Annotated in this window: 21 protein-coding genes and 2 tRNA genes; 11 read left to right on the top strand and 12 right to left on the bottom strand. The window is 72.5% G+C overall.

Going from position 1 to position 25,604, the window contains the following annotated elements:
- Positions 1–75: 75 nt before the first annotated feature.
- Together ACZ501_RS22000 and metH are read right to left on the bottom strand one after the other, a co-directional pair.
- On the bottom strand, positions 76–777 hold the full coding sequence (locus tag ACZ501_RS22000) for an HAD family hydrolase (protein WP_361610654.1): 702 nt from the start codon (positions 775–777) through the stop codon (positions 76–78).
- A gap of 111 nt (positions 778–888) precedes the next feature.
- Positions 889–4,401 (bottom strand): methionine synthase, encoded by a 3,513-nt coding sequence (gene metH, locus ACZ501_RS21995; RefSeq protein WP_468797447.1) that lies wholly within the window; start codon positions 4,399–4,401, stop codon positions 889–891.
- Positions 4,402–4,651: 250 nt separating this feature from the next.
- Here metH and ACZ501_RS21990 point away from each other — a divergent pair, with 250 nt between their 5' ends.
- The 5 genes from ACZ501_RS21990 to ACZ501_RS21970 all read left to right on the top strand — a co-directional run bounded on the left by ACZ501_RS21990 (position 4,652) and on the right by ACZ501_RS21970 (position 10,908).
- Positions 4,652–5,419 (top strand): IclR family transcriptional regulator, encoded by a 768-nt coding sequence (locus ACZ501_RS21990; protein WP_361609919.1) that lies wholly within the window; start codon positions 4,652–4,654, stop codon positions 5,417–5,419.
- A 324-nt stretch (positions 5,420–5,743) separates the two neighbouring features.
- Complete coding sequence (locus ACZ501_RS21985; protein WP_361609920.1) at positions 5,744–6,526, top strand: MIP/aquaporin family protein; 783 nt, start codon at positions 5,744–5,746, stop codon at positions 6,524–6,526.
- Between the two features lie 79 nt (positions 6,527–6,605).
- Positions 6,606–8,132 (top strand): glycerol kinase GlpK, encoded by a 1,527-nt coding sequence (glpK, locus tag ACZ501_RS21980; RefSeq protein WP_361609921.1) that lies wholly within the window; start codon positions 6,606–6,608, stop codon positions 8,130–8,132.
- Positions 8,133–8,172: 40 nt separating this feature from the next.
- Positions 8,173–9,780, top strand: a complete 1,608-nt coding sequence (locus tag ACZ501_RS21975; RefSeq protein WP_361609922.1) for a glycerol-3-phosphate dehydrogenase/oxidase — start codon at positions 8,173–8,175, stop codon at positions 9,778–9,780.
- A gap of 126 nt (positions 9,781–9,906) precedes the next feature.
- The gene (locus ACZ501_RS21970; RefSeq protein ID WP_361609923.1) at positions 9,907–10,908 is read left to right on the top strand and encodes a PAC2 family protein; all 1,002 of its coding nucleotides are present in this window, start codon (positions 9,907–9,909) and stop codon (positions 10,906–10,908) included.
- Positions 10,909–11,088: 180 nt separating this feature from the next.
- Here the strand turns inward: ACZ501_RS21970 and mshC are convergent, their stop codons facing one another.
- The 4 genes from mshC to ACZ501_RS21950 all read right to left on the bottom strand — a co-directional run bounded on the left by mshC (position 11,089) and on the right by ACZ501_RS21950 (position 14,613).
- Complete coding sequence (mshC, locus tag ACZ501_RS21965) at positions 11,089–12,318, bottom strand: cysteine--1-D-myo-inosityl 2-amino-2-deoxy-alpha-D-glucopyranoside ligase (RefSeq protein WP_361610644.1); 1,230 nt, start codon at positions 12,316–12,318, stop codon at positions 11,089–11,091.
- 120 nt (positions 12,319–12,438) lie between these two features.
- Positions 12,439–13,275: an SCO1664 family protein gene (locus tag ACZ501_RS21960; RefSeq protein ID WP_468797696.1), complete on the bottom strand. Its 837-nt coding sequence runs from the start codon at positions 13,273–13,275 to the stop codon at positions 12,439–12,441.
- Positions 13,239–13,829 carry a DUF3090 domain-containing protein gene (locus ACZ501_RS21955; RefSeq protein ID WP_361610646.1) on the bottom strand — a complete coding sequence of 197 codons (591 nt, stop codon included), beginning with the start codon at positions 13,827–13,829 and terminating at the stop codon, positions 13,239–13,241. The genes ACZ501_RS21960 and ACZ501_RS21955 overlap by 37 nt, the downstream gene beginning before the upstream one ends.
- A gap of 76 nt (positions 13,830–13,905) precedes the next feature.
- Complete coding sequence (locus ACZ501_RS21950) at positions 13,906–14,613, bottom strand: histidine phosphatase family protein (RefSeq protein ID WP_361610648.1); 708 nt, start codon at positions 14,611–14,613, stop codon at positions 13,906–13,908.
- A gap of 54 nt (positions 14,614–14,667) precedes the next feature.
- Between ACZ501_RS21950 and ACZ501_RS21945 the strand changes: the two genes are divergently transcribed.
- Positions 14,668–15,660 carry a magnesium and cobalt transport protein CorA gene (locus ACZ501_RS21945; protein ID WP_361610650.1) on the top strand — a complete coding sequence of 331 codons (993 nt, stop codon included), beginning with the start codon at positions 14,668–14,670 and terminating at the stop codon, positions 15,658–15,660.
- A 103-nt stretch (positions 15,661–15,763) separates the two neighbouring features.
- Here the strand turns inward: ACZ501_RS21945 and ACZ501_RS21940 are convergent, their stop codons facing one another.
- Together ACZ501_RS21940 and ACZ501_RS21935 are read right to left on the bottom strand one after the other, a co-directional pair.
- Positions 15,764–16,552, bottom strand: coding sequence for a ferritin-like domain-containing protein (locus tag ACZ501_RS21940; protein WP_361610651.1), 789 nt, complete (start codon positions 16,550–16,552; stop codon positions 15,764–15,766).
- Between the two features lie 240 nt (positions 16,553–16,792).
- Complete coding sequence (locus tag ACZ501_RS21935; RefSeq protein ID WP_362465801.1) at positions 16,793–17,842, bottom strand: LLM class F420-dependent oxidoreductase; 1,050 nt, start codon at positions 17,840–17,842, stop codon at positions 16,793–16,795.
- Positions 17,843–17,952: 110 nt separating this feature from the next.
- Here ACZ501_RS21935 and ACZ501_RS21930 point away from each other — a divergent pair, with 110 nt between their 5' ends.
- On the top strand, positions 17,953–18,936 hold the full coding sequence (locus tag ACZ501_RS21930; RefSeq protein ID WP_361611425.1) for an aldo/keto reductase: 984 nt from the start codon (positions 17,953–17,955) through the stop codon (positions 18,934–18,936).
- A 374-nt stretch (positions 18,937–19,310) separates the two neighbouring features.
- Complete coding sequence (locus ACZ501_RS21925) at positions 19,311–21,503, top strand: helix-hairpin-helix domain-containing protein (protein ID WP_468797693.1); 2,193 nt, start codon at positions 19,311–19,313, stop codon at positions 21,501–21,503.
- Between the two features lie 59 nt (positions 21,504–21,562).
- Here ACZ501_RS21925 and ACZ501_RS21920 read toward each other — a convergent pair whose 3' ends face one another.
- Positions 21,563–22,255, bottom strand: coding sequence for a hypothetical protein (locus ACZ501_RS21920; RefSeq protein ID WP_468797445.1), 693 nt, complete (start codon positions 22,253–22,255; stop codon positions 21,563–21,565).
- A 47-nt stretch (positions 22,256–22,302) separates the two neighbouring features.
- Here ACZ501_RS21920 and ACZ501_RS21915 point away from each other — a divergent pair, with 47 nt between their 5' ends.
- The gene (locus ACZ501_RS21915; protein WP_361611335.1) at positions 22,303–22,491 is read left to right on the top strand and encodes a DUF5703 family protein; all 189 of its coding nucleotides are present in this window, start codon (positions 22,303–22,305) and stop codon (positions 22,489–22,491) included.
- Positions 22,492–22,530: 39 nt separating this feature from the next.
- Here ACZ501_RS21915 and ACZ501_RS21910 read toward each other — a convergent pair whose 3' ends face one another.
- The 3 genes from ACZ501_RS21910 to ACZ501_RS21900 all read right to left on the bottom strand — a co-directional run bounded on the left by ACZ501_RS21910 (position 22,531) and on the right by ACZ501_RS21900 (position 25,094).
- Positions 22,531–23,211, bottom strand: a complete 681-nt coding sequence (locus tag ACZ501_RS21910; protein WP_468797443.1) for a chaplin — start codon at positions 23,209–23,211, stop codon at positions 22,531–22,533.
- Between the two features lie 149 nt (positions 23,212–23,360).
- Positions 23,361–23,594 (bottom strand): chaplin, encoded by a 234-nt coding sequence (locus ACZ501_RS21905; RefSeq protein WP_361611389.1) that lies wholly within the window; start codon positions 23,592–23,594, stop codon positions 23,361–23,363.
- 174 nt (positions 23,595–23,768) lie between these two features.
- Complete coding sequence (locus tag ACZ501_RS21900; RefSeq protein WP_361611391.1) at positions 23,769–25,094, bottom strand: M20/M25/M40 family metallo-hydrolase; 1,326 nt, start codon at positions 25,092–25,094, stop codon at positions 23,769–23,771.
- Between the two features lie 169 nt (positions 25,095–25,263).
- On the opposite strand from ACZ501_RS21900, the gene ACZ501_RS21895 reads away from it, so the two are divergent.
- Together ACZ501_RS21895 and ACZ501_RS21890 are read left to right on the top strand one after the other, a co-directional pair.
- A tRNA-Leu gene (locus ACZ501_RS21895) sits at positions 25,264–25,348 on the top strand.
- A 168-nt stretch (positions 25,349–25,516) separates the two neighbouring features.
- Positions 25,517–25,601 (top strand) — tRNA-Leu (locus ACZ501_RS21890).
- The last annotated feature ends 3 nt before the right edge of the window (positions 25,602–25,604 follow it).

Genomic DNA, 25,604 nt, shown 5'->3' with positions numbered 1-25,604 from the left:
CGGCGCGGGTGGCGGAAGATCCTCTCGTCGGACCTCCGTCTCACCCCCGTACCGTTCGGTACGGAGCGTGCGCGCTCAGTTCATCGGAGTGATGAGGGAGCGCAGGAAGGGGAGGTTCACTTCCTCGAGCGAGCGCACGATGGTGCGGCCGGGGGCGGGCTCGATCCCGCCGACGGAGGGGATGGCCACGACGCGGCAGCCGGCGGCCTCGGCGGCGGCGACACCGGTGGCGGTGTCCTCGATCACGGCGCAGCGCGAGGGGTGCGCGCCGAGGGTGGTGGCGGCGATCAGGTACGGGTCGGGGTGGGGCTTGGTGCGGGGCACCTCGTCGCCGGCGACCGTCAGCGTGAAGCGGTCGCGGCCGAGGGTGCGCAGCACGTGGTCGATGACGCGGCGGTGGGAGGCCGACACCAGGGCGGTGGGCACGTTGTGCCGCGCCAGCTCGCTCAGCAGGCGCTCGGCGCCGGGCATCAGGGGGACCCGGTCGGCGATGCGGGCCTCGAAGCGCTCGTTGAGCAGGACGCTCAGCTCGGCGAGGCCGATGGCGGCGCCGGTCGCCTCGATCAGGAAGGCGGCGCTGCGGCTCATGGGGCCGCCGACGACCACGTTCCGCCAGGACTCCTCGAGGCTGTGGCCCAGCTCGCGGAAGATCTGCTCCTCGATCTCCCACCAGAAGCCCTCGGTGTCGACCAGGGTGCCGTCCATGTCCAGCAGCACTGCCTGCAGAGCGTGCCCGTCGGCCGTGCGGGTGACGGATGCGGGAACGGTGCTGGTCATGCGGGCGCCTCTCTGGGGGACGACAAGGCCGGCCACCTCGACCCGCGGGAGCATCCCCTCGGGAACAGGTGACCGGCCTGTACGGGACCGACCAGTGTACGCCGGTCCGTATCAGCGTGCGTTGAAATACTTCGCTTCGGGGTGGTGAATCACCAGGGCGTCCGTGGACTGCTCCGGATGGAGCTGGAACTCCTCCGAGAGGTGGACGCCGATCCGCTCCGGCTGGAGGAGGTCGGCGATCTTGGCCCGGTCCTCCAGGTCGGGGCAGGCCCCGTAGCCGAGGGAGAAGCGGGCGCCCCGGTACTTGAGGTCGAACATGTCCTCGACCTTGTCGGGGTCCTCGCCGCCGAAGCCGAGCTCCGCACGGACGCGCGCGTGCCAGTACTCGGCGAGGGCCTCGGCGAGCTGGACGGACAGGCCGTGCAGCTCCAGGTAGTCGCGGTAGGAGTCGGACTCGAAGAGCTTGGCGGTGGCCTCGCCGATCTTCGAGCCGACGGTGACCACCTGGAGGCCGACGACGTCGGTCTCGCCGGACTCCTCCGGGCGGAAGAAGTCCGCGAGGCACAGGCGCCGGCCGCGCCGCTGGCGCGGGAAGGTGAAGCGGGTCCGCTCGTTGCCCTGCTCGTCGAGGATGATGAGGTCATCGCCCTTGGAGACGCAGGGGAAGTAGCCGTAGACCACGGCCGCCTCCAGCAGGTTCTCGGTGTGCAGCTTCTCCAGGAGGCCGCGCAGGCGCGGACGGCCCTCGCTCTCGACCAGTTCCTCGTAGGTGGCCCCGCCGGCGCGGGCCTGCTTCAGGCCCCACTGGCCCTTGAAGAGGGCGCCCTCGTCCAGCCAGGAGGCGTAGTCCTTGAGCGGGATGCCCTTGATCACGCGGGTGCCCCAGAACGGCGGGGTGGGGACGGGGTTGTCCACGGCCACGTCGGAGCGGCCGCCGGGCTCCTGCGGCTCCTCCGCCTGGAGGGCCGGAGTGTCCCGCTTGGCCACGCGGCGCTGCTTCAGCTCGGGCAGGCTCGCGCCGGGGACGCCGCGCTTGACGGCGATGAGCGCGTCCATCAGCCGCAGGCCCTCGAAGGCGTCGCGGGCGTAGCGGACCTCGCCCTCGTAGATCTCGTGGAGGTCCTGCTCGACGTAGGCGCGGGTCAGGGCGGCGCCGCCGAGGATCACCGGGTAGTCGGCCGCCAGCTTGCGCTGGTTGAGCTCCTCCAGGTTCTCCTTCATGATCACCGTCGACTTCACCAACAGGCCCGACATGCCGATCACATCGGCCTTGTGCTCCTGCGCCGCCTCCAAGATCGCCGACACCGGCTGCTTGATGCCGATGTTGACGACGTTGTAGCCGTTGTTGGTGAGGATGATGTCCACGAGGTTCTTGCCGATGTCGTGGACGTCGCCGCGGACGGTGGCCAGGACGATGGTGCCCTTGCCCTCGTCGTCGGTCTTCTCCATGTGCGGTTCGAGGTAGGCGACGGCCGTCTTCATGACCTCGGCGGACTGGAGGACGAACGGCAGCTGCATCTGACCGGAGCCGAACAGCTCACCGACGACCTTCATCCCCTCCAGCAGGGTGTCGTTGACGATGTCCAGCGCCGGCCGGGACCCCAGGGCCTCGTCCAGATCGGCCTCCAGGCCGTTCTTCTCCCCGTCGATGATCCGCCGCTGGAGCCGCTCGTCCAACGGCAGCGCCAAAAGCTCCTCCGCCCGGCCCGCCTTCAGCGACTTCGTGTTGACCCCCTCGAACAGGGCCATCAGCTTCTGCAGCGGGTCGTAGCCCTCACTGCGCCGGTCATAGATCAGATCCAGAGCCGTGGTGACCTGCTCCTCGTCGAACCGGGCAATGGGAAGGATCTTGCTGGCGTGGACGATCGCCGAATCCAGACCCGCCTTGACGCACTCGTCCAGGAAGACGGAGTTCAGCAGCACACGGGCGGCCGGGTTCAGGCCGAAGGAGATGTTCGACAGGCCCAGCGTCGTCTGGACGTCGGGGTGGCGGCGCTTGAGCTCACGGATCGACTCGATCGTCGCGATGCCGTCCTTGCGGGACTCCTCCTGACCCGTGCAGATCGTGAACGTCAGCGTGTCGATCAGGATGTCCGACTCGCGGATCCCCCAGTTGCCGGTCAGGTCGGCGATGAGGCGTTCGGCGATGGCGACCTTGTGCTCGACCGTGCGGGCCTGGCCCTCCTCGTCGATCGTCAGCGCGATCAGCGCGGCGCCGTGCTCCCGCGCCAGACGGGTGACCTTCGCGAACCGGGAGTCGGGCCCGTCACCGTCCTCGTAGTTCACCGAGTTGATGACCGCACGCCCGCCCAGCTTCTCCAGACCCGCCTGGATGACCGGAACCTCCGTGGAGTCCAGCACGATCGGCAGCGTCGAGGCCGTCGCGAAACGACCCGCCAGCTCCTCCATGTCCGCCACACCGTCACGGCCCACGTAGTCCACACACAGGTCCAGCATGTGCGCGCCCTCACGGATCTGGTCCCGGGCCATCTCCACACAGTCGTCCCAGCGGGCCTCCAGCATCGCCTCACGGAACTTCTTCGACCCGTTCGCGTTCGTCCGCTCACCGATCGCCATGTACGCGGTGTCCTGGCGGAAGGGGACGCTCTGGTAGAGGGAGGAGGCGCCGGGCTCGGGGCGGGGCTCGCGCACGGCCGGGCTGAGCTCGCGGACCCGCTCGACGACCTGGCGCAGGTGCTCCGGTGTCGTACCGCAGCAGCCGCCGACGAGGGAGAGCCCGTACTCGCGGACGAAGGTCTCCTGGGCGTCGGCGAGCTCGGGGGCGGACAGCGGGTAGTGTGCGCCGTCCTTGCCGAGGACGGGCAGGCCGGCGTTCGGCATGCACGACAGCGGGATGCGGGCGTTGCGCGCCAGGTACCGCAGGTGCTCGCTCATCTCCGCCGGACCGGTCGCACAGTTCAGACCGATCATGTCGATCCCGAGCGGCTCCAGCGCCGTCAGCGCCGCCCCGATCTCCGACCCCAGCAGCATCGTCCCGGTGGTCTCGACGGTGACGGAGCAGATGAGCGGGACGGTGACGCCGAGGGCCTCCATGGCGCGGCGCGCACCGATGATGGAGGACTTGGTCTGGAGCAGGTCCTGGGTGGTCTCGACGAGCAGCGCGTCGGCGCCGCCGGAGATCAGGCCTTCGGCGTTGACCTGGTAGGCGTCGCGGATCTGGGCGTAGGTGATGTGGCCGAGGGTGGGCAGCTTGGTGCCGGGGCCCATGGACCCGAGCACCCAGCGCTGCTGCCCCGTCGACGCGGTGAACTCGTCGGCGACCTCGCGGGCGATGCGGGCGCCGGCCTCGGACAGCTCGAAGTTGCGCTCGGCGATGTCGTACTCGGCGAGGGCCGCGTAGTTGGCGCCGAAGGTGTTGGTCTCGACGCAGTCGACACCAACCGAGTAGTAGGCCTCGTGGACCGAGCGGACGATGTCGGGCCGGGTGATGTTGAGGACCTCGTTGCAGCCTTCGAGCTGCTGGAAGTCCTCCATCGAGGGGTCCTGCGCCTGGAGCATGGTTCCCATGGCTCCGTCGGCGACGACCACGCGGGTCGCGAGCGCCTCTCGGAGGGCATCGGCCCGTGTCTGGGTGTCTGCGGTCGGGTTCGGCAACGAGGCCATGGTTGAGCTCCCTGGGCTGCGACGGCTGTCGGCTTTGCACCCTCTGTGTCAAGGGTGCACGCGGTCAGGGTAACCGCGAGGCGGCGGCCCCGGTGGGGGCGTCCCACGTGGCGGACTGCATCCTGTGCGCGGGAGTCACGTGGGAGGGTGCGTCGGGCGCGCCGCAGCGGGAAACACCCAAGCATGCACCAGGTCGGCATCGACCGATAGTGTTCAGCATTGTCGAACTACGTCAGCAGGAGGCTGCGCGATGGCACGGAACATCCAGTCGCTCGAACGAGCCGCTGCGATGCTGCGGCTCCTGGCCGGCGGGGAGCGCCGGCTGGGTCTCTCGGACGTGGCGTCCGCCCTGGGCCTGGCCAAGGGCACGGCGCACGGGATCCTGCGCACGCTGCAGGCCGAGGGCTTCGTGGAGCAGGACCCGGCGTCCGGGCGCTACCAGCTGGGGGCGGAGCTGCTGCGCCTGGGCAACAGCTACCTGGACGTGCACGAGCTGCGCGCCCGTGCCCTGGTGTGGACGGACGACCTGGCGCGGGCGAGCGGCGAGAGCGTGTACGTGGGCGTGCTCCACAAGAGCGGGGTGCTGATCATGCACCACGTGTTCCGCCCGGACGACAGCCGCCAGGTGCTGGAGGTGGGGGCGATGCAGCCGCTGCACTCGACGGCGCTGGGCAAGGTGCTGTCGGCCTACGACCCGGTGGCGCACACCGAGGCGGTGGACGCGGAGCGGGAGGCGTTCACCCCCCGTACGGTCACCGACGCGGCGGGCTTCGAGGAGGTCCTGGGGCTGACGCGGGCGCGCGGCTGGGCGGCGGACGTGGAGGAGACCTGGGAGGGCGTCGCCTCGGTGGCCGCCCCCATCCACGACCGGCGGCGGATGCCGGTGGGCGCGGTGGCGGTCGCCGGCGCCGTGGAGCGGGTCTGCGGGGAGTCCGGGGAGCCGCGGGCGGCCCTGGTGGCGTCGGTGCGGGACTGCGCGCGGTCGGTTTCGCGCGATCTCGGAGCGGGCCGGTTCTGAGCTTGACCTGATCCCTTTGGTCCACCCGATCACCGCCTTGCGCGGCGTTCGGGTGGACCTTGGCGTTTTCCGATCATCCATTGGCCTGATTTGGGCGATCGTACCGAGTGGTAACGATCCGGTTCTTTGACCAGGCCAGGCCTTGACGCGTTCTTCACCCAGGCGGAAAACTGCCGTTCATCGGTCGGCATTGTCGAACACCTACCGGCAATACGCGTTAGGGTATGGCGAGGCCATGGACCGGTGAAGCACTCACCGAGTGGGTGGACCACCGGAGGGACCCGGTGTCCGCCCGCCCCTGGACGTAAGACAAAGGAGTCGCGGGTGTCCAGCTCCGACATCTTCATCGGCGAGACCATCGGTACCGCCCTGCTCACACTGCTCGGCGGTGGCGTCTGCGCCGCCCTCACGCTCAAGAGCTCCAAGGCCCGAGGCGCGGGCTGGCTCGCGATCACCTTCGGCTGGGGCTTCGCCGTCCTGATCGCCGCATACGTCTCCGCGCCGCTCTCCGGCGCCCACCTCAACCCGGCGGTCACCGTCGGCATCGCCGTCAAGACCGGCGAGTGGGGCGACGTCCCCGTCTACTTCGCGGGCCAGCTCCTCGGCGCGATGCTGGGCGCGGTCCTGATGTGGATCACCTACTACGGCCAGTTCCGGGCCCACCTGTCCGACCCGGAGCACATCCGTGACGCCAGGCTCGGTCCGGAGGACCCGCACCCGCACGACGTCGCCGGCCCGGTCCTCGGCATCTTCTCGACCGGCCCCGAGATCCGCAACGTGGTCCAGAACCTCGCGACGGAGATCATCGGCACCGCCGTGCTGGTCCTGGCGATCCTGACCCAGGGCCTCCAGGACGGCGGCAAGGGCCTCGGCGTCATCGGCGTCCTGATCACCTCCTTCGTCGTCGTCGGCATCGGCCTCTCGCTGGGCGGTCCGACCGGCTACGCCATCAACCCGGTCCGCGACCTCGGTCCGCGCATCGTCCATGCCCTGCTCCCGCTGCCCAACAAGGGCGGCTCGGACTGGGGGTACTCCTGGATCCCGGTCGTCGGCCCGCTCGTCGGTGCCGCACTCGCCGGCGGTCTGTACAACATCGCGTTCGCCTGATCAGCTTCGGCCGCGCTCGCAAGATCCGCACCGCCCTCCTGATTCCGCCTACTCCACAGACCTGCCAGGAGCAGCCACCATGACCAGCAGCACCGGCCCCTTCATCGCCGCGATCGACCAGGGCACCACCTCCTCCCGCTGCATCGTCTTCGACCGCGACGGCCGCATCGTCGCGGTCGACCAGAAGGAGCACGAGCAGATCTTCCCGAAGCCGGGCTGGGTCGAGCACGACGCCTCCGAGATCTGGACCAACGTCCAGGAGGTCGTCGCCGGCGCCATCGCCAAGGCGGAGATCACCGCCGCCGACGTCAAGGCCGTCGGCATCACCAATCAGCGCGAGACCACCCTCCTGTGGGACCGCCACACCGGCGAGCCCGTGCACAACGCGCTGGTCTGGCAGGACACCCGCACCGACGCCCTGTGCAGGGAGCTCGGCCGCAACGTCGGCCAGGACCGCTTCCGCCGCGAGACCGGCCTGCCGCTGGCGAGCTACTTCGCCGGCCCCAAGATCCGCTGGATGCTCGACAACGTCGAGGGCCTGCGGGAGCGCGCCGAGGCCGGCGACATCCTCTTCGGCACCATGGACTCCTGGGTCATCTGGAACCTCACCGGTGGCGCCCAGGGCGGCGTGCACGTCACCGACGTGACCAACGCCTCGCGCACCATGCTGATGAACCTGCACACCCTGGCCTGGGACGAGCGCATCGCCGAGTCCATGGGCGTCCCGCTCAACGTGCTCCCGGAGATCAGGTCCTCCGCCGAGGTCTACGGCCACGTCAAGGAGGGCGTCCTGGCCGGCGTCCCGGTCGCCTCGGCGCTCGGTGACCAGCAGGCCGCGCTCTTCGGCCAGACCTGCTTCGCCGAGGGCGAGGCCAAGTCCACCTACGGCACCGGCACGTTCATGCTGATGAACACCGGCGACAAGATCATCAACTCCTACAGCGGCCTGCTGACCACGGTCGGCTACCAGATCGGCGACCAGAAGCCGGTTTACGCGCTGGAGGGCTCCATCGCCGTCACCGGCTCGCTCGTCCAGTGGATGCGCGACCAGATGGGCATGATCAAGACCGCGGCCGAGATCGAGACCCTCGCGCTCTCCGTCGACGACAACGGCGGCGCCTACTTCGTGCCGGCCTTCTCCGGCCTCTTCGCCCCGTACTGGCGCTCCGACGCCCGCGGTGTGATCGCCGGCCTCACCCGGTACGTCACCAAGGCGCACATCGCCCGTGCCGTCCTGGAGGCCACGGCCTGGCAGACCCGCGAGATCACCGACGCCATGACCAAGGACTCCGGCGTCGAGCTGGCGGCCCTCAAGGTCGACGGCGGCATGACCTCCAACAACCTGCTGATGCAGACGCTCTCGGACTTCCTGGACGCCCCCGTGGTGCGCCCGATGGTCGCCGAGACCACCTGCCTCGGCGCCGCCTACGCCGCCGGCCTGGCCGTCGGCTTCTGGCCCGACACCGACGCCCTGCGCGCCAACTGGCGCCGCGCGGCGGAGTGGACCCCGCGGATGCCCGCCGACCAGCGGGACCGCGAGTACAAGAGCTGGCTCAAGGCCGTGGAGCGGTCCATGGGCTGGGTCGACGACGAAGACGCCAGCTGACCGCACCAGCTGAGTCAATCGACGAGGAGCTGAAAGAGACATGAGCACCCTGCAGAGCGTTCCCGCCCTGGGTACGCACCCGACTTCCGGTGCCAACGCGAGCCGCGCCGAGACCCGTGAGCAGCTCGAGAAGGCCACGTACGACCTGCTGGTCATCGGCGGTGGGATCCTGGGCACCTCGGTGGCCTGGCACGCCGCGCAGTCGGGTCTGCGGGTTGCCATGGTGGACGCCGGCGACTTCGCCGGCGCCACCTCCTCGGCCTCCTCCAAGCTCGTCCACGGCGGTCTGCGCTACCTGCAGACCGGCGCGGTCAAGCTGGTGGCGGAGAACCACCACGAGCGGCGGGTGCTGGCCAAGGACGTGGCCCCGCACCTGGTCAACCCGCTCACCTTCTACCTGCCGGTCTACAAGGGCGGCCCGGTGGGTGCGGCCAAGCTGGGCGCGGGCGTCTTCGCCTACTCCGCCCTCTCGGCCTTCGGCGACGGCATGGGCAAGGTCATATCCCCGGCCCGTGCCGTCGCCGACAATCCCGGTCTCAAGACGGACGACCTCAAGGCCGTCGCCGTCTACTACGACCACCAGATGAACGACTCCCGCATGGCGGTCATGACGGTCCGCGCGGCCGTCGAGTCGGGCGCGGTCGTCCTCAACCACGCCGAGGTCACCGGCCTGCGCATGACGCGCGGACGGGTCAGCGGCGCCGAGCTCAAGGACCGCCTGGACGGTACCGAGTTCGGGGTCGACGCACGCGTCGTGCTCAACGCCACCGGCCCGTGGGTGGACCACCTGCGGCGCATGGAAGACAAGCACGCCATGCCGTCGATCCGCCTCTCCAAGGGCGCGCACATCGTCATGAAGCGCAAGTCGCCGTGGAAGGCCGCCATGGCCACCCCGATCGACAAGTACCGCATCACCTTCGCCCTCCCCTGGGAGGACCAGCTGCTGCTCGGCACCACCGACGAGGTGTACGAGGGCGACCCGGCGGACGTGCGCGCCACCGAGAAGGACATCCAGCAGATCCTGGACGAGGCCGCGTTCTCCATCAAGGACGCCGACCTCGACCGGTCGCTGATGACGTACGCCTTCGCCGGCCTGCGCGTCCTGCCCGGCGGCCCCGGCGGCGTCGAGAAGGCCAAGCGCGAGACGGTGGTCTCCGAGGGCGCCGGCGGCATGCTGTCGGTGGCCGGCGGCAAGTGGACCACGTACCGCCACATCGGCCGCGTGGTCATGGACAAGCTCGCCAAGCTCCCCGGCAGCCCGCTGACCGAGGACATGGAGCCGGTGAAGTCGCTCGTACGCCGCGTCCCGCTGCCCGGTGTCGCCAACCCGAACGCGGTCGCGCACCGGCTGCTGGTGGACCGCGAGCCCGGCAGCCGGATGGACCCGCTCACCGCCCGCCACCTGGCTTCGCACTACGGCTCGCTCGCCTTCGACATCGCGCGCCTGGCGAACGAGGACCCGGCGCTGGCCGAGCGCATCCACCCCGACGGCCCGGAGATCTGGGCGCAGGTGGCCTACGCCCGTGACAACGAGTGGGCCGAGACGGTCGACGACGTGCTGCGCCGCCGCACGACGGTGACGGTCCGCGGCCTGGACGACGAGGCCGTACGGGCCCGCGTCGAGGAGATGCTGAGCCGCAAGGCATAGCTGGTACGCAGGTGGGGAAGAGGGGCGGTTCCGAGGGGAACCGCCCCTCTGTCGTGGGCTGTGGCCGACGTCCCGCGAAGGCTTAGGCTGGCCCACGTGGGCAAGGAACTTCGGAAGGAGACCTGGGTGATCGAGCTTGAGGGCGTGCCCGAGCTGATCGACCCGGTCATGGTGGCCGCGTTCGAGGGCTGGAACGACGCGGGTGACGCCGCCTCCGGTGCGGTGGCGCACCTGGACCGGGAGTGGAAGGGCGAGGTCTTCGCGGCGCTGGACGCCGAGGACTACTACGACTTCCAGGTCAACCGGCCGACGGTGTGGCTGGACAACGGCGTCAGGAAGATCACCTGGCCGACGACGCGGCTGTCGGTGGTCCGGATCGGCGGTGCGAAGCCCCGCGACCTGGTGCTGGTGCGGGGCATCGAACCTTCCATGCGCTGGCGGTCGTTCTGCAACGAGCTGCTCGGCTTCGCGCACGAGCTGGGCGTGGAGATGGTGGTCATCCTCGGCGCGCTGCTCGGCGACACCCCGCACACGCGGCCGGTGCCGGTGAGCGGGGTGACCTCGGACGCGGACCTCGCGCGGACGATGGACCTGGAGGAGACGAAGTACGAGGGCCCGACCGGGATCGTCGGCGTGCTCCAGGAGGCCTGCACGCACGCCGGGGTTCCGGCGGTGTCGCTGTGGGCGGCGGTGCCGCACTACGTGTCCCAGCCGCCGAACCCGAAGGCGACGCTGGCGCTGCTGAACCGGCTGGAGGACCTGATCGACATCAGGATCCCGCTCGGTGAACTCCCGGAGGACGCGCGGGCGTGGCAGCTGGGCGTGGACCAACTGGCCGCGGAGGACAGCGAGGTGGCGGAGTACGTCCAGACGCTGGAGGAGGCCCGGGACACCGCGGACCTGCCGGAGGCGTCGGGGGACGCGATCGCCCGGGAGTTCGAGCGGTACCTGCGGCGGCGGGACCCGTCCGCGGGCGCGGAGCAGCCGGGTGACGGCTCGTACCTGCGGGACACCTCCAGCGGGCTGACGCGGCCGTCGCGCCGTCGCCCGGACCCCTCCGGGGAGGAGCCCCCGACCCCGCCGGACCCGGACGAGCCGGGCGACACCCCGGAGCCCCCGTCGGCCTAGCCCTGCGGGGCGGGCTCCGCCCGCAGGCGCGGTAGCGCCGTGTTGGTAGCCGCGCCGGCGACCGAGGCGAGAACGGCTGAAGGGCGGGGCGGGGAGCGGCGCCGCAGGCAGGGCCCGCGCGGCCCCGGGCGCGCCGATGCCCCCCGGCCCGGGCGGAGCCAGGGGGCATCGGCGGCGGTGTTACAGGGCCACGCCCAGGAGGGCGTCCACCGTGCGGGAGACCAGGCCCGGGGCCGTTTCGTCGTCGCCGTCCGAGGCGTTCTGCGCGTCTACCCAGCGGTCCACCGCGGCCAGCGCGGCCGGGGCGTCCAGGTCGCGGGCGAGGGCCTCGCGGACCTCCTCGACCAGGGCGTCCGCCGGGAGGCCGTCCGGCCGGGAGACCGCCGCGCGCCACCGTTCCAGGCGGGACACGGCCTCGGCGAGGACGTCGTCCGTCCACTCCCAGTCGGCGCGGTAGTGGTGCGCCAGCAGGGCCAGCCGGATGGCGGCCGGGTCGACGCCCGCGCGGCGCAGCGCCGAGACGAAGACCAGGTTGCCCTTGGACTTCGACATCTTCTCGCCGCCCAGCGCGACCATGCCCGCGTGGACGTAGGCCTTGGCCATCGGGAACTCGCCCGTCAGGGCCTGGGCGTGCGACGCGCCCATCTCGTGGTGCGGGAAGGCCAGGTCGGAGCCGCCGCCCTGGATGTCGAAGCCCATGCCCAGGTGGTCCAGGGCGATGGCCACGCACTCGATGTGCCAGCCCGGCCGGCCGGGCCCCAGGGAGGCCCCGTCCCAGCTCGGCTCGCCCGGCCGTGCGGCCATCCACAGCATCGGGTCGAGGGGGTTCTTCTTGCCCGGGCGGTCCGGGTCGCCGCCGCGCTCCGCGGACAGCGCCCGCATCGCCGCGGCGTCGAGGTGGGAGACCCCGCCGAAGTTCGGGTCGGACTCCACCGAGAAGTAGACGTCGCCGTCGAGCTCGTACGCGGCGCCCGCGTCGCGCAGCCGCTCGACCAGCGGCACGATGCCGGGTATGGCCTCGACGGCGCCGATGTAGTGCTGCGGCGGCAGCATGCGCAGGGCGGTCATGTCCTCGCGGAAGAGGGCCGTCTCGCGCTCCGCCAGCTCGGTCCAGTCGTGTCCGTCGCGCAGCGCCCGCTCCAGGAGCGGATCGTCCACGTCCGTGACGTTCTGGACGTAGTGGACCTGCCGCTTGTTGTCGAGCCACACGCGCTGCACGAGGTCGAACGCGTTGTAGGTCGCCGCGTGACCGATGTGGGTCGCGTCGTACGGGGTGATCCCGCAGACGTAGAGGCGGGCGACGGGACCGGGGGCGAGGGTGATCGTCCCCTGGGTCGCGGTGTCGTGGATCTGGAGGTCGCGGCCCTTGCCGGGCAGGGCGGGGACCTCAGAAGCGGGCCAGGCATGCATGGCTCGAGCCTAACCGGACGAGTGTTCCGGAAACGAATGCGACCAGCACTGTTGGCTTGATCAGCACTCTTGCGATCTGGCCGGTTCTGTGCGTCCGCCACCATCCGGCGGCGGTCCTGCTCAGACGGGCGGCCAGGGGATCGCCGGCCACTGCCCCGACGGCTGCGGGTGCCTGCCCTCGCGCAGCAGCTGGGCCACGCGCGCCCGTACGGCGGCCAGCTCGACGGAGGTGATCAGCTCGGCCAGCCGGGTGGCGAGCGGGCCCCCGTCGGCCAGCTGGGCCTCCAGGGACTCCAGGACCGTGCGCGCCTCGTCGGTCAGCGGCTCCCCCGCCCAGCCCCACAGCAGGGTGCGCAGCTTGTCCTCGGTGTGGAAGCTCACTCCGTGGTCGATCCCGTAGAGCCTGCCGTCCGGCGCGGGCAGCAGGTGGCCGCCCTTGCGGTCGCCGTTGTTGATCACCGCGTCCAGCACGGCGAGGCGGCGCAGCCGGGGGTCGTCGGCGTGCACGAGGAGGGCGGTGCGGCCCTCCTCCACCTCGGCGAGGGCCACCGCCTTCCAGCCCTCGCCGGCCTCCTCGCCCTCGACGAGCGCGAGGAGCGCGGGCTCCGGCGTTTCTCCGGCGTCGATCCAGTGCTGGACCATTCCCTCTCCGTACGGGCCGTCGCGCAGCACGGTGGTGGGGACCAGCCCCCAGCCGGTGGCCTCGGAGACCAGGTACGCGGCGCGCTCGCGCCGGGCGAGGTTCCCGTCGGGGAAGTCCCACAGGGGCCGCTCCCCCTTGACGGGCTTGTAGACGCACTCCGCGCTTCGGCCCTCGTAGGCCACGGTGCACAGCAGGACCGCGTTGGACGCCTCGGCGATGCGGCCGCGGACGGTGAGCTCACCGCGGGTGAGCAGCTCCTCTATCGGGGTCACCTCGCTCACACCTGGCGCCGGTACCCGTTCTGGCGGGGGCAGACGTGGCCCTCGGGGTCGAGGGGCAGGCTGCACAGCGGGCACGGCGGGCGGCCGGCGTTGACCACGTCGAGGGCCCGCTTGGCGAAGGCCCGGGCCTGCGCGCCGGACAGCCGCACCCGCAGCATGGGCGGGCCGTTCTCCTCGTCCTGGAGCAGGCGTTCCTCGGCCTCGGCGAGGTCCTCCTCCGAGTCGGCGTCGAGTTCGACGAGCGCCTGGGCCTCGACGATCATCCGCTGCTCCTCGCCGTCCCAGGCGAGGGCCATGGTGCCGACGCGGAACTCCTCCTCGACGGGGACGTCCAGCGGCGCGGTGTCGGCGGCCTCGGCGGAGGCGACGGCCGGGACGGGCGCGTTGCCGCCGGTGCGCCGTACGACCTCGTCGAGGAGCTCGTCCATGCGCTCGGCGAGCGCCGCGACCTGGGTCTTCTCCAGGGAGACGCTGGTGACGCGGGGGCCCGCGGAGGCCTGGAGGAAGAAGGTGCGGCGTCCAGGCAGACCGACCGTGCCGGCCACGAAGCGGTCCGGGGGGTCGTAAAGGAACACCTGACGGGGCACGACCGGTCTCCAAGTCTGGGGCAGGGGCAGGGCTGCGCACGTGTTGCTGGCCCTGCCACCCTACTGCGCCGTTCGATCAGGCCGCGCCCGCGCCGCCTCCCACGACGGCGTCGCCGCCGCCCTCGGTCTCGCTCTCGGCGGAGGCGGCCGGCCGGGGGATCAGCGGGGTGAGGTCGCCGGTGTCGCCCAGGCGCAGCAGGAAGGGCCGGGTGGGGGTGTAGCGGATCGCGGTGACCGAGCAGGGGTCGACGTGGATCCGCTGGAACAGGTCGAGGTGCATGCCGAGGGCGTCGGCGACGAGGGACTTGATGATGTCGCCGTGGGAGCACATGAGGAAGACGGCGTCGGCGCCGTGCTCCTCCTCGATCCGCGTGTTCCACGCGCGTACGGCGTCCACGGCGCGGGCCTGCATGGCGCGCATGGACTCGCCGCCGGGGAAGACGGCGGCCGAGGGGTGCTGCTGGACGATCTTCATGAGGGGTTCGCCGGCGAGTTCGGAGAGTTTGCGGCCCGACCAGTCGCCGTAGTGGCATTCGCCGATCCGCTCGTCGGTGTGCAGCGGGAGCCCGGGACGGGCCGCGAGCAGCGGGGCGAGGGTCTCCCGGCAGCGCTGGAGCGGACTGCTGACGGCCGCCGCGAGGGGTACCCCGTCGAGCCGCCCGGGCAGGGCGGCGGCCTGCTCCGCGCCGTGTTCGTCCAGGGCCACCCCCGGGGTCCATCCGGCGAGCAGCCCTGCGGTGTTGGCGGTGGACCGCCCGTGTCGTACGAGGATCAGCGTGGCCATGCATGCAGGGTATGCGGTGCCGTCGGCGTGCGGGCGGGCGCGGGTGGGGGAAGAATGCCGGGCGTGATTGTGGACTGCGCGATGTACCGGGACGGCCGCCGCTCGGAGGCCCCCAGGGAGTTCTCCTCGGCCCTGGCGGAGGCCCGGACCCACGGGGACGCCTTCGTGTGGGTCGGCGTGCACGAGCCGACGGCGGAGGAGTTCGACCGGGTGAGCCGGGAGTTCGGCCTGCACGCGCTGGCGGTGGAGGACGCGCTGACGGCGCACCAGCGTCCCAAGCTGGAGGTGTACGACGACTCGCTGTTCGTGGTCCTCAAGCCGGTGCTGTACGACGACTCCGCGGACACGGTGACCACGGGCGAGCTGATGGTGTTCATCGGCGACTCCTTCGTGGTCACGGTCCGGCACGGCGAGGGGGCCGCGCTGGCTGCCGTACGGCACCGGCTGGAACAGGAGCCGGACGTCCTGCGGCACGGCCCGACGGCGGTGCTGTACGCGGTGTCCGACGCGGTGGTGGACCACTACATCGAGGTGGCGGCCGAACTCCAGGCGGACCTGGAGGAGCTGGAGGCGGAGGTGTTCGCGCCGAACCCCAGGGACTTCAAGAACACCGCCGCCCGGATCTACGGATTCAAGCGGCAGGTCCTGGAGTTCCGCCGGGCGACGAGTCCGCTGCTCCAGCCCATGGACCGGCTCGCCTTCGGGCAGGTGCCGTTCGTGCACGGGCACGCCCAGCCCTTCTTCCGGGACGTCGCCGACCACCTGACGAAGGCGAGCGAGTACATCGAGGGCCTGGACCGGCTGCTGTCGGACGCGCTGGCCGCGCACCTGGCGCAGATGGGCGTCCGGCAGAACGACGACATGCGCAAGATCTCCGCCTGGGCGGCCATGGCGGCCGTCCCCACGATGGTCGCGGGGATCTACGGGATGAACTTCGCCGACATGCCGGAGCTCAGGCAGGCCTGGGGTTATCCGGCGGTGGTGCTGCTCATGGTGGGCGTGTGCCTGGGCCTGCACCGGCTGTTCAAACGGCGCGGCTGGCTCTGAGCCGCGAGCCGTACCGCGGGCCGCGGGCCGCGCTCCGGGCCGCCGGTCGTGCTCCGGGCCGCCGGCCGTGCTCCGGGCCGCCTGCCGTACCGCGGGCCGCTGGTCAGGCGAAGCCGTGGCCGGCCTTCACCACACCGCCCAGCGGGTCCCTGCGCTCCGGCGGGCGCAGCCGGACCATGCGGTGCCAGCCGCTGAAGCGCTCGTACGCGTACATCGCGCGGATGCCGCAGGCGAGCGCGGCGGTCTTGGGCGCGGGCCAGCGCAGCAGCCGGCCCATGTGGTCCATGACGGCGAGGCTGACGTCCCGGTAGACGCCGATCTCGGCGAGGGCGCTCTCGCGCAGGACCCGCTGGATGGTGCGGCCGTGCCCGTGGCGGGCGAGGCGCAGCAGTTCCTCGTGGCAGTAGGCGAGGTGGTTGTCCTCGTCGTTGCTGATGACGCGGACGGCCTTGCCGACCTCGGGGTGGTCGCCGAAGTGGCGCAGCAGCATGTCCATCTGGTCGGCGGCGCGCTGTTCGGTGACCCGGCTGTGCGCGAGGTAGACGACGATGTCCTCCTCGGTCAGCGGCTGGTCGCGGCGGAGCTTGTCGTGCGCGAGGCCGATGCCGCGGCGTTCGAGCAGCATCGTGTAGTCGGTCTCGGGCGGGACCGGGACGGCGGGCAGGCCGCGCTTGCGCAGCAGGGCCCGGAAGATCCGGCCGTGCTTGTCCTCGTCGGCGCCGTGCCGGGTGATCTTGGGGGCGAGGTCGCGCATGCCCTCGGGTACGAGGGCGGCGATCCGGCCGTTCTCCCAGCCGCCCTGGGACTCCCCGCTGGCGGCGATGGAGCAGAACAGCTGGAAGGAGTCGTCGTGGTCGACGATCTCCTGGAACAGGCTGCGGGCAGAGAGCATGCAACGAGTCAAATGCGGATCGACCGGGCGGGCAACCGATGCGTCGCCCCGCTCGGCCGAATGAACGAAACCGCCGGACGGGCGGCGGGGCGTAACCCCGGGGGCGGCCCCGGCGTTGTTCGCTGTGTCGGCCGTGGCGGGGAAGACCCCCCGAGCCCCCACCACGGCCGCTGACTCCTTCCGGACGCCGCCCCCGCACCGCTCCACGGTGCGGGGGCGGCTGCGTCGGCCTCCGTCGCGTCAGGCGAGGCCGGCGATCTCCAGGGCCTCGGTGCCGGCCCGCAGGGCGGCGATCCGCTCGTCGAGGGTGAAGCCGGCCGGGGCCAGCGTGAGGGTGGTGACCCCGGCCTCGGCGTAGGCCCGCATCCCGTCCGCGATGCGCTCCACGGAGCCCAGCAGGGTGGTCGAGTCGATCAGCGAGTGCGGGACGGCGGCGGCCGCCCCCTCCTTGTCGCCGCCCAGGTACTTGGCCTGGATCTCGGCCGCCTCCTTCTCGTACCCCATCCGCTGCGCGAGCTGGTTGTAGAAGTTCTGCTTCGGGCTGCCCATGCCGCCGACGTACAGGGCGGTGTAGGGGCGGAACACGTCCGCGAGCGCGGTCACGTCCTCGCCGACGGCCAGCGGAACGGTCGGGCAGACGTCGAAGCCGTCCATCGTCAGGCCGGCCTTCTCGCGGCCCGCGCGGATGTGCCTCAGGGCCGTCTCCTCCAGGTGCTGGGCGGCCGGGAAGATCAGCAGGGCGCCGTCGGCGATCTCGCCGGTCTGCTCCAGGTTCTTCGGCCCGATGGCGGCGATGTAGAGCGGGATGTGCTCGCGCTCGGGGTGCACGGTCAGCTTGAGCGGCTTGCCGGGCCCGCCGGGCAGCGGCAGGGTCCAGTGGGCGCCTTCGTAGGTCAGCCGCTCGCGGGACATGGCCTTGCGGACGATCTCCACGTACTCGCGGGTGCGGGCGAGCGGCTTGTCGAACGTGACGCCGTACCAGCCCTCGGATACCTGGGGGCCGGAGACGCCGAGGCCGAGCCGGAAGCGGCCCTTGGTGAGCGAGTCCAGGGTGGCGGCGGTCATCGCCGTCATCGCCGGCTGGCGGGCCGGGATCTGGAAGATCGCCGAGCCGACGTCGATCCGCTCCGTCTGTGCGGCCACCCAGGCGAGCACGGTCGCCGCGTCGGAGCCGTAGGCCTCGGCGGCCCAGCAGACGTCGTAGCCGAGCCGGTCGGCCTCCTGGGCGACGGCGAGGTTGTCGGCGTCCATGCCCGCACCCCAGTAGCCGAGATTGATGCCGAGCCGCATGTGTCGTCCCTCTCACGAATGTGCCGGTTTACCGATCAGTAACGTGGGTCTGCGGGGGACTGTAGCGCGCCCGACGGCCACACGGCAGTGCCCCAGTAGTCTCAGCGCTCATGGAGCAGAGGCATCTCGGCCGCACCGGACTGCGCGTCTCCCGGATCGGCCTCGGCACCCTCACCTGGGGCCGTGACACCGGCGAGGAAGCCGCCGCCGAGCAGTTGCGGACGTTCTGGGAAGCGGGCGGGACGCTCGTGGACACGGCCGACGTCTACGGCGACGGAGAGGCGGAGTACCTCCTCGGCCAGCTGGTGGGCTCCCTCGTGCCGCGCCGGGACCTGGTCATCGCGACCAAGTCGGGCAGCGTCCCCGATCCCGACCGGCGGTTCAACGGCTCGCGCGGGCACCTGCTGACCGCGCTGGACGACTCCCTGGACCGGCTCGGCACCGACTACGTGGACCTGTGGCAGGTGCACGCCTTCGACCCCGGTACCCCGGTCGAGGAGACCCTCCAGGCGCTGGACCTGGCCGTCGCCAGCGGGCGGGCCCGGTACGCGGGGGTGTCCAACTTCAGCGGCTGGCAGCTGGCCAGGGCGGCGACGTGGCAGCTCGCCGCGCCCGGGACGCGGACCCGGCTGGCCTCGACCCAGATGGAGTACTCGCTCCTCCAGCGGGGTGTGGAGCGCGAGGTGCTCCCCGCCGCACTGGACCTGGGGGTCGGCCTGCTGCCGTCCTCGCCGCTGGGGCGGGGGGTGCTGACGGGCAAGTACCGGGACGGGACGCCGGCCGGCTCCCGGGGGGCGTCGCCGTCGCTGGCCGCGCTGGTGGAGCCGTACCTGCACGACGCGGCGCGAGGGATCGTGGACGCGGTGGTGACGGCCGCGCAGGGCCTGGCCGTGACCCCGCTCCAGGTGGCCCTGGCCTGGATCCGGGACCGGCCCGGGGTGGCCGCCCCGATCGTGGGCGCCCGGACGTCCGCGCAGCTGGAGGCGGCACTGTCGGTGGAGGCCCTTAGTCTTCCGGAGGAGATCCGCCGTGCGCTGGACGACGTGTCGGCGCCCGTGCACCGCTACCCCGACCAGGACTGGAGCACCCTGTGAGTACGGCCCCCGAGCCCGCCAACCCCGCTGCCGCGGAGGAACCGTACGGGGCCGCCCCGGACCCCGCCGAAACCCCGGAGCCCCTTGCGGAACCCGCCGCGGACGGCACCCCGGCCGAGGGCGACGCGGACGGCTCCGCCTCTGCCCCGGCCGAGGGCAATGCGGACGGCCCGGCCGCCCAGGCCGAAGCCCCGGCGCCCGACACGACCGGGACCGGCGGCCCCGACACGACCGGCGACGCCGGGGCCGAAAGCCCGGAGACGACGGCCTGCGACGGGGTCGAGGGCCGGGACACGACCGGCGCAGCCGGGGTCGAACGCCTGGAGACGACCGGCGCAGCCGGGGTCGAACGGCCGGAGACGACCGGCGACGCCGTGGCCGAAAGCCCAAACAAGTCCGGCGACGCCGAGGGCGAGAGCCCTGAGACGACCGCCGGCGCCGAGGGCGAGAGCCCTGAGACGACCGGCGACGCCGGGGGCGAGGGGCCGGGCGGGGTCGGCGGGGGGCCGGGGGCGGAGCCCCCTGTTTCGGGAAGGGGCGGGGTGGGGGAGAGCCCCGCAGGGACCGCCGCACAGCCCGGGGCCCCTGACCAGGACGCCGTCGGGGCGGAGCCGGCAGCGGCGGAGACCCCGGCCGGGCTCACCGAGGCGCAGGCCGAGCTGGCCGCGCAGAAGATCGAGCGCGAACGCATCGCCCGCCGCAAGGCCGAGCGGGAGGCCCCCGTCGACGCCGGCGGCAAGCTCAGCGGCAAGGCCGCCGACCTGCTGGCCGCCGTACGGGCCGTGGAGAGCGGGGCCAAGCCCGCCGCCGTGTACTTCGACGAGGCCCCCGCCGCGCCGCGCAGGGCCGCCCCCGCTCCCCCGCAGCCGCGCCCGGCGGCCCCCGCCCCGGCCCGTACCGCCGGGGACGTCGGCGCCGTCCGCGCCGTGCTCGCCCGCGGCGGCGCCCCCGAGGCCCTGGCCGGGCAGGCCGCCGAGGCCCTCGGCGAGGGCGCGGCCGAGCAGCTCGCCGAGGATCCTTGGCGGCTCCTCGCCGTCCCCGGGGTGCGCCCGACGCAGGCGGACGGCTTCGCGCAGGCCCTGCTGGGCCCCGCGGCGGGCCCCGCCGACGAGCGGCGCGGGGCCGCGGTGCTCGGCTGGCTGCTGGACCAGGCCGCCGTCAAGGGGCACACCGCCCTGGAGGCCCCGGTCCTGGAGAAGGCCCTGGCCCAGTACGGGGTGCCGGCCCCGGCCGAGACGCTGGAGACGGCCATCGGCGACGGCGCGGTGCTGGTGTTCCACGAGCCGCTGGGGCCGCCCGCCGGTGAGGACGAGGAACAGCCCGTGCGCATCCTCGTGGGCCTGGAGGAACACGCCCTGGCCGAGGAGGCGCTCGCGGACGGCCTGGCCCGGCTGGCGGGCACCTTCGGCGGCCCCGCGGACTGGTCGGCGGCCGCCACCGGCCCCGCCGCCGAACTGGTCCGGGCCGTCGCGGCCCACGGCCTGGTCACCCACACCGGCGGCGAGGCCGCGCGGGCCGAGCCCGCGGCCTTGCTGGCGGCCGCGCGGCAGCTTGGGCTGCGGGCCTGTCTGGCGGCGCACGCCCCCGCCGCCGCGGGCGCCGAGGCCGTCACGGTGGCCGGTCTGCTCGCCGGGACGGAGGGCCCCGGCCGGGACGCCGACGGCCGCTTCGACCTGGACCTGCTCATCGTCCTCGACGCGCCCCAGCTGGACGTCGGCACGGCGGCCGCCCTGGTGGAGTCCGTGCCCGACGGGGCCCGCCTGGTGCTCTCCGGCGACCCCGGGGTGCTCGGGTCGGCCGGGCCCGGGCGGGTGTTCGCCGACGTGCTGGCGGCACGGGCCTTCCCCCAGGTGGTGTCCCGCACCCCGGACCCCGGCCCGATCGGCGAGCTGGTCTCGGGGGTCGGCATCGGGGAGCTGAACCGGGTCGACGCCCCCGGCAAGGAGGTCGTCATCGTCCCCGTCCGGGACGCCGGCGAGGCCGTGCACCGCACCGTCCAGCTGGTGGCCGAGTCGGTGCCCCGCGCCTTCGGAATCCCGGCGGAGGCCGTGCAGGTCATCACCCCGGGCCACGGCGGCTCGGCAGGCACCCGCACGCTGAACGCCGCCCTCAAGGAGCGGCTGAACCCCGGGCCCGGCCGGTTCGGCGGCTTCGACCCCGGTGACCGGGTGGTCCACGTGCCCTCGCCGGGGCGGGCGCTGCCGGCCCGGGTGGTGTCGGCCGACGCGCAGGGGCTGCACCTGGACGCGGGGGGCGCGCGGGTCGTCGTACCGCAGGAGCGGGTGGAGGCGCAGGTCCGGCACGGCTGGGCGGTGACCGCGCACCAGGCCGTGGGCGCGCGCTGGCCGGCGGTGGTCGTCGTACTGCCCGGGGACGCGGCCGAGGCGCTGTCCCGGGACTGGGTGTACACGGCTTTCGGGCGGGCCGAGCGGCACCTGTCCGTGGTCCACGGGGTGGACGAGGCGCTGCCGCGGGCGGTGGCGCAGGGGCTGCCGAAGCCGCGTACGACCCGGCTGACGGGCCTGCTGCGGGCCCTCACGGCCGCCCAGGAGGAGCAGCAGCCGTAACGGCCGGTCGCCCGCGTGCCCCCGCCCGTCGCCGGGCGGGGGCACGCGGGTGCGGGAACTCAGGCCGGGGTCAGCCCGGATTCGGGGGCGCTCTCCTCGCCGTCGGCGCCGGCCGCGGCCTCGAAGACCTCCTCGTCCCCGTCCTCGAAACCGGGCTCCTCGTCGAAGACGGAGCTCACGTCGAACCGGTGCAGCACGTCCTGCGGGTCGGTCTGCTGGAACGGGGAGTTGAGCCAGTCCCCCGGTTCGGCGACTTCTTCCAGGGCGGCGACCCAGAGCGTGGAGTCCCCTTCCTCCAAGCCGAACTCCTTGTAGCGGGAGGCGATCTCGTCGGGCTCGTACTCACCGAAGAGCACGCCCAGCGCACCGGCGGTACCGCCGTCGTCGAGGAGCTCGGCGTCCTGGTCGTGCGCGGCGACGCGCTCGGCCTGGGCGATCAGCCGTGCCGGTTCGACCACGGCGTAGTCGCGGCGGATCAGCACGCTGAAAGCGGCGGGTTCGGCGGGGCCGGTGTACGGGGCACCGGTCTCGGGCGCGGGGATCTCGAAGGGGGTGACCTCGTCGTAGCGGTCGTAGAGGAGTTCGTCGTACTCCTCGGCCGCGGCGGCGAGTTCGTTGAAGGCGGCGTAGACGGCTGGATCCTCGTCCCCGATCCTGCCCTCGACCGCGGCGAGGTGACGGTCGAGTGCGGTCTTGACCGCCTCGGCGGCGGCGCGTACCTCGGCAACAGTGGGCAGAGCGGCATCAGACATAGTGCAGACGCTATCCGTAGGGGGCCGGTGCCCGCACAATAGATGCGATGCCGGAATACGAATTCGTCGACGTGTACGTGCCTCGCGGGACGCCCCGCAAGGAGGCGACCCGCCTGCTGACCGATCATGCGGAATACGGGAACTGGGAGCTGGAGCGCCTGACCCTGCACCGGGACGGCAGCCGCCGCGTGCGGTTGCGCCGCCGGATCATCCGCCAGGTCCGCGCGACCTGGTGACGCGGGCCCCGCTGCCGGGGCCCGCGTCGTGAGTGCCCGTCAGGCGGCGTTGCGGGCGCGCCGGTAGAGCACGGCGCCGGCCAGCAGCAGGCCGCCGGCGAGCGGCACGCCGGCGGTCAGGGCGTCGCCCGAGCCGGTGGCGGCGAGCTGGGCGTGGTGGCCGGCCGGGGTGACCGGGCCGGTGGGGGTGCCGGGCGAGGCCGGGGTGCCCGGGTTCGCGGGGGTGTGTCCGGCCGGGGTGCCGGGGTTGCCCGGCGTCTGACCGCCCGGCGTACCGGGGTGCCCGGGCTCGTCCTCGTCGCACGGCTCGTCGTCCCCGCCGCCCGGGTGGCCGGGGTGCCCCGGGTGGCCGGGGTGTCCGGGCTCTCCCGGATTCCCGGGGTGGCCCGGGTGCTCCGGATGTCCGGGGTGCTCCGGGTGGCCGGGGTGCTCCGGGTGGCCGGACTGGCCCGGGTACCGCGGGTCGTCCGACTGGTTGGCGCAGCGGTTCCCGAAGGCCGGGTTCAGCGCCCCCACCACGTTCACCGTGTTGCCGCAGACGTTCACCGGTGTGTCCACCGGCGCCTGCACGTTGTTCCCGGACAGCAGGCCCGGAGAGTTCGAGGCGTGCCCGGACGCCCCCGAGTCCGCCTGGGCCTGACCGCCGGCGAACGCGAGGACACCTCCCGCGGCCGCCATGGTGATCAGCGTCTTCCTCGTGACCTGGACCGGTCGTCGCATCTGTACTCGTCCCCTGGTGTGTACGTACCGTTCGGCACGCAGGCCGTACGGGCTCCCCCGCCCGCCGCGCCGTATGTGAGCGGCCGGGCCGGAAAAGCCCGGCGGCCCCGGAGCGCTGGCAGCGCCCCGGGGCCAGAACTTCAGATGCGTCAGGCGTTGACGCAGGTGTTGCCGAAGGCCGGGTTCAGCAGCGCGATCACGTTGACGGTGTTGCCGCAGACGTTGACCGGGATGTGGATCGGGACCTGGACGACGTTGCCGGACAGGACGCCGGGGGAGCCGACGGCCGCAGCCTGGGCACCCGCGTCGGCGACAGCCAGACCCGCACCCGCGAGCACCAGACCACCAGTGGCAGCCGCAGCGGCAGCAACCTTCTTGAGCATTGTTCCTCCTAGTAGGCAAGTGCGGTCCCAGCCGCGGACCGCACCACCTGTAACGAGGAGGACTCACCGGGGCTACGAGCGTATGAGCGCATTCACTCTTCTCAGTGGAATGCGCACACCTTCCCGAATCTGCGGCGTTATCGGGCGCCAGGCGCCAGGGTCAGGCGTCACGCGTCACGCGTTGTCGAGGAACCGGTCGAGGACGCGGACGCCGAACTTCAGGCCGTCCACCGGCACCCGCTCGTCCACGCCGTGGAACATGCCGGCGAAGTCCAGCTCCGGCGGCAGCTGGAGCGGCGCGAAGCCGAAGCAGCGGATGCCGAGGTCGTCGAAGGACTTGGCGTCCGTCCCGCCGGAGAGCATGTACGGGACCGCCCGCGCGATCGGGTCCTCCGCCTTCAGGGCGCCCTGCATGGCGTCCACGAGCCGCCCGTCGAAGTCCGTCTCCAGCGCCTTGTCGGCGTGCACGTCCTCGCGCTTGACGCGCGGGCCGAGGATCCGGTCGAGGTCGGCGAAGAACTCGTCCTCGTAGCCCGGCAGGAAACGCCCGTCGACGTGTGCGGTGGCCTGGCCGGGGATGACGTTGACCTTGTAGCCGGCGCCGAGCATCGTCGGGGCGGCGGAGTTGCGCAGGGTCGCGCCGACCATCTTGGCGATCCCGCCGAGCTTGGCGAGGGTGGCGTCCATGTTCTCCGGGTCGAGCGGGGTTCCGAGCGCGTCCGAGAGTTCGTCGAGGAAGGATCGGACGGTCTTCGTCACGCGCACCGGCCACTGGTGGCGGCCGAGGCGCCCGACGGCCTCGCACAGCTCGGTGATCGCGTTGTCGTTGTTGGTCATGGAGCCGTGGCCCGCGGTGCCCTCGACCGTGAGCCGCATCCAGTGCATGCCCTTCTGGGCCGTCTCCACCAGGTAGAGGCGCAGGTTCTCGTTCACGGTGAAGGAGAAACCGCCCACTTCGCCGATGGCCTCGGTGACGCCCTCGAAGAGGTGGGGGTGCTTGTCCACGAGGTGCCGGGCGCCGTACGTGCCGCCCGCCTCCTCGTCCGCGAGGAAGGCCAGCACGATGTCCCGGGGAGGCTTGCGCCCGCTGCGCATGCGGTCGCGCACGACGGCCAGCGTCATCGCGTCCATGTCCTTCATGTCGACCGCGCCGCGGCCCCACACGCAGCCGTCGGCGATCTCGCCCGAGAAGGGGTCGTAGGTCCAGTCGGCGGCGTTGGCGGGCACCACGTCGGTGTGCCCGTGGATCAGCAGGGCCGGCCGTGAGGGGTCCTCCCCCTCGATCCGGGCCACGGTCGAGGCGCGCCCCTTGTGCGATTCGAAGATCTGCGGCTCCAGGCCGACCTCGGCCAGCTTCTCGGCGACCCACTCGGCCGCCTTGCGCTCGCCGGGGCCCGAGTGGTCCCCGTAGTTGCTGGTGTCGATCCGGATGAGGTCCCGGCAGAGGTCGACGACCTCGTCCTCGCCGGAGACGGCCTTGCCCGCGCCCGTTGCGCTCACGCTGTTCCTCCCACTGATCAGTACCGGCTACCGCCCCCATCCTCCCGCCCCGGGCCCGTCCGCCCAAGGGCGTTCCGGGCCCACTGGGGGGTGTGATCGAGGACCCCCGGCGGTTTGGTAATGTTTTCCATGTCGCAACGGCCCGCGAGGGACGTGAGGCGCACACCCGGTCCGGGTGGCGGAATGGCAGACGCGCTAGCTTGAGGTGCTAGTGCCCTTTATCGGGCGTGGGGGTTCAAGTCCCCCCTCGGACACATGTGAGAAGGACCCCGCTGAGGCGGGGTCCTTCTTCGTTTTCGCCCCGGTGGGGGCCGGAAACGGGCCGCGTAGGGGCCGGCGAGGGCGGGGACGAGCCGCCCCGGAATGTTTGGTAATGTTTTCCACGTCGCAACGGCCCGCGAGGGACGTGAGGCACACACCCGGTCCGGGTGGCGGAATGGCAGACGCGCTAGCTTGAGGTGCTAGTGCCCTTTATCGGGCGTGGGGGTTCAAGTCCCCCCTCGGACACAT

The sequence above is a fragment of the Streptomyces sp. NPDC034085 genome (assembly GCF_055575555.1).
The sequence above is the reverse complement of the archived record's forward strand: the minus strand, read 5'-3'. Positions and strand labels throughout refer to the sequence as shown.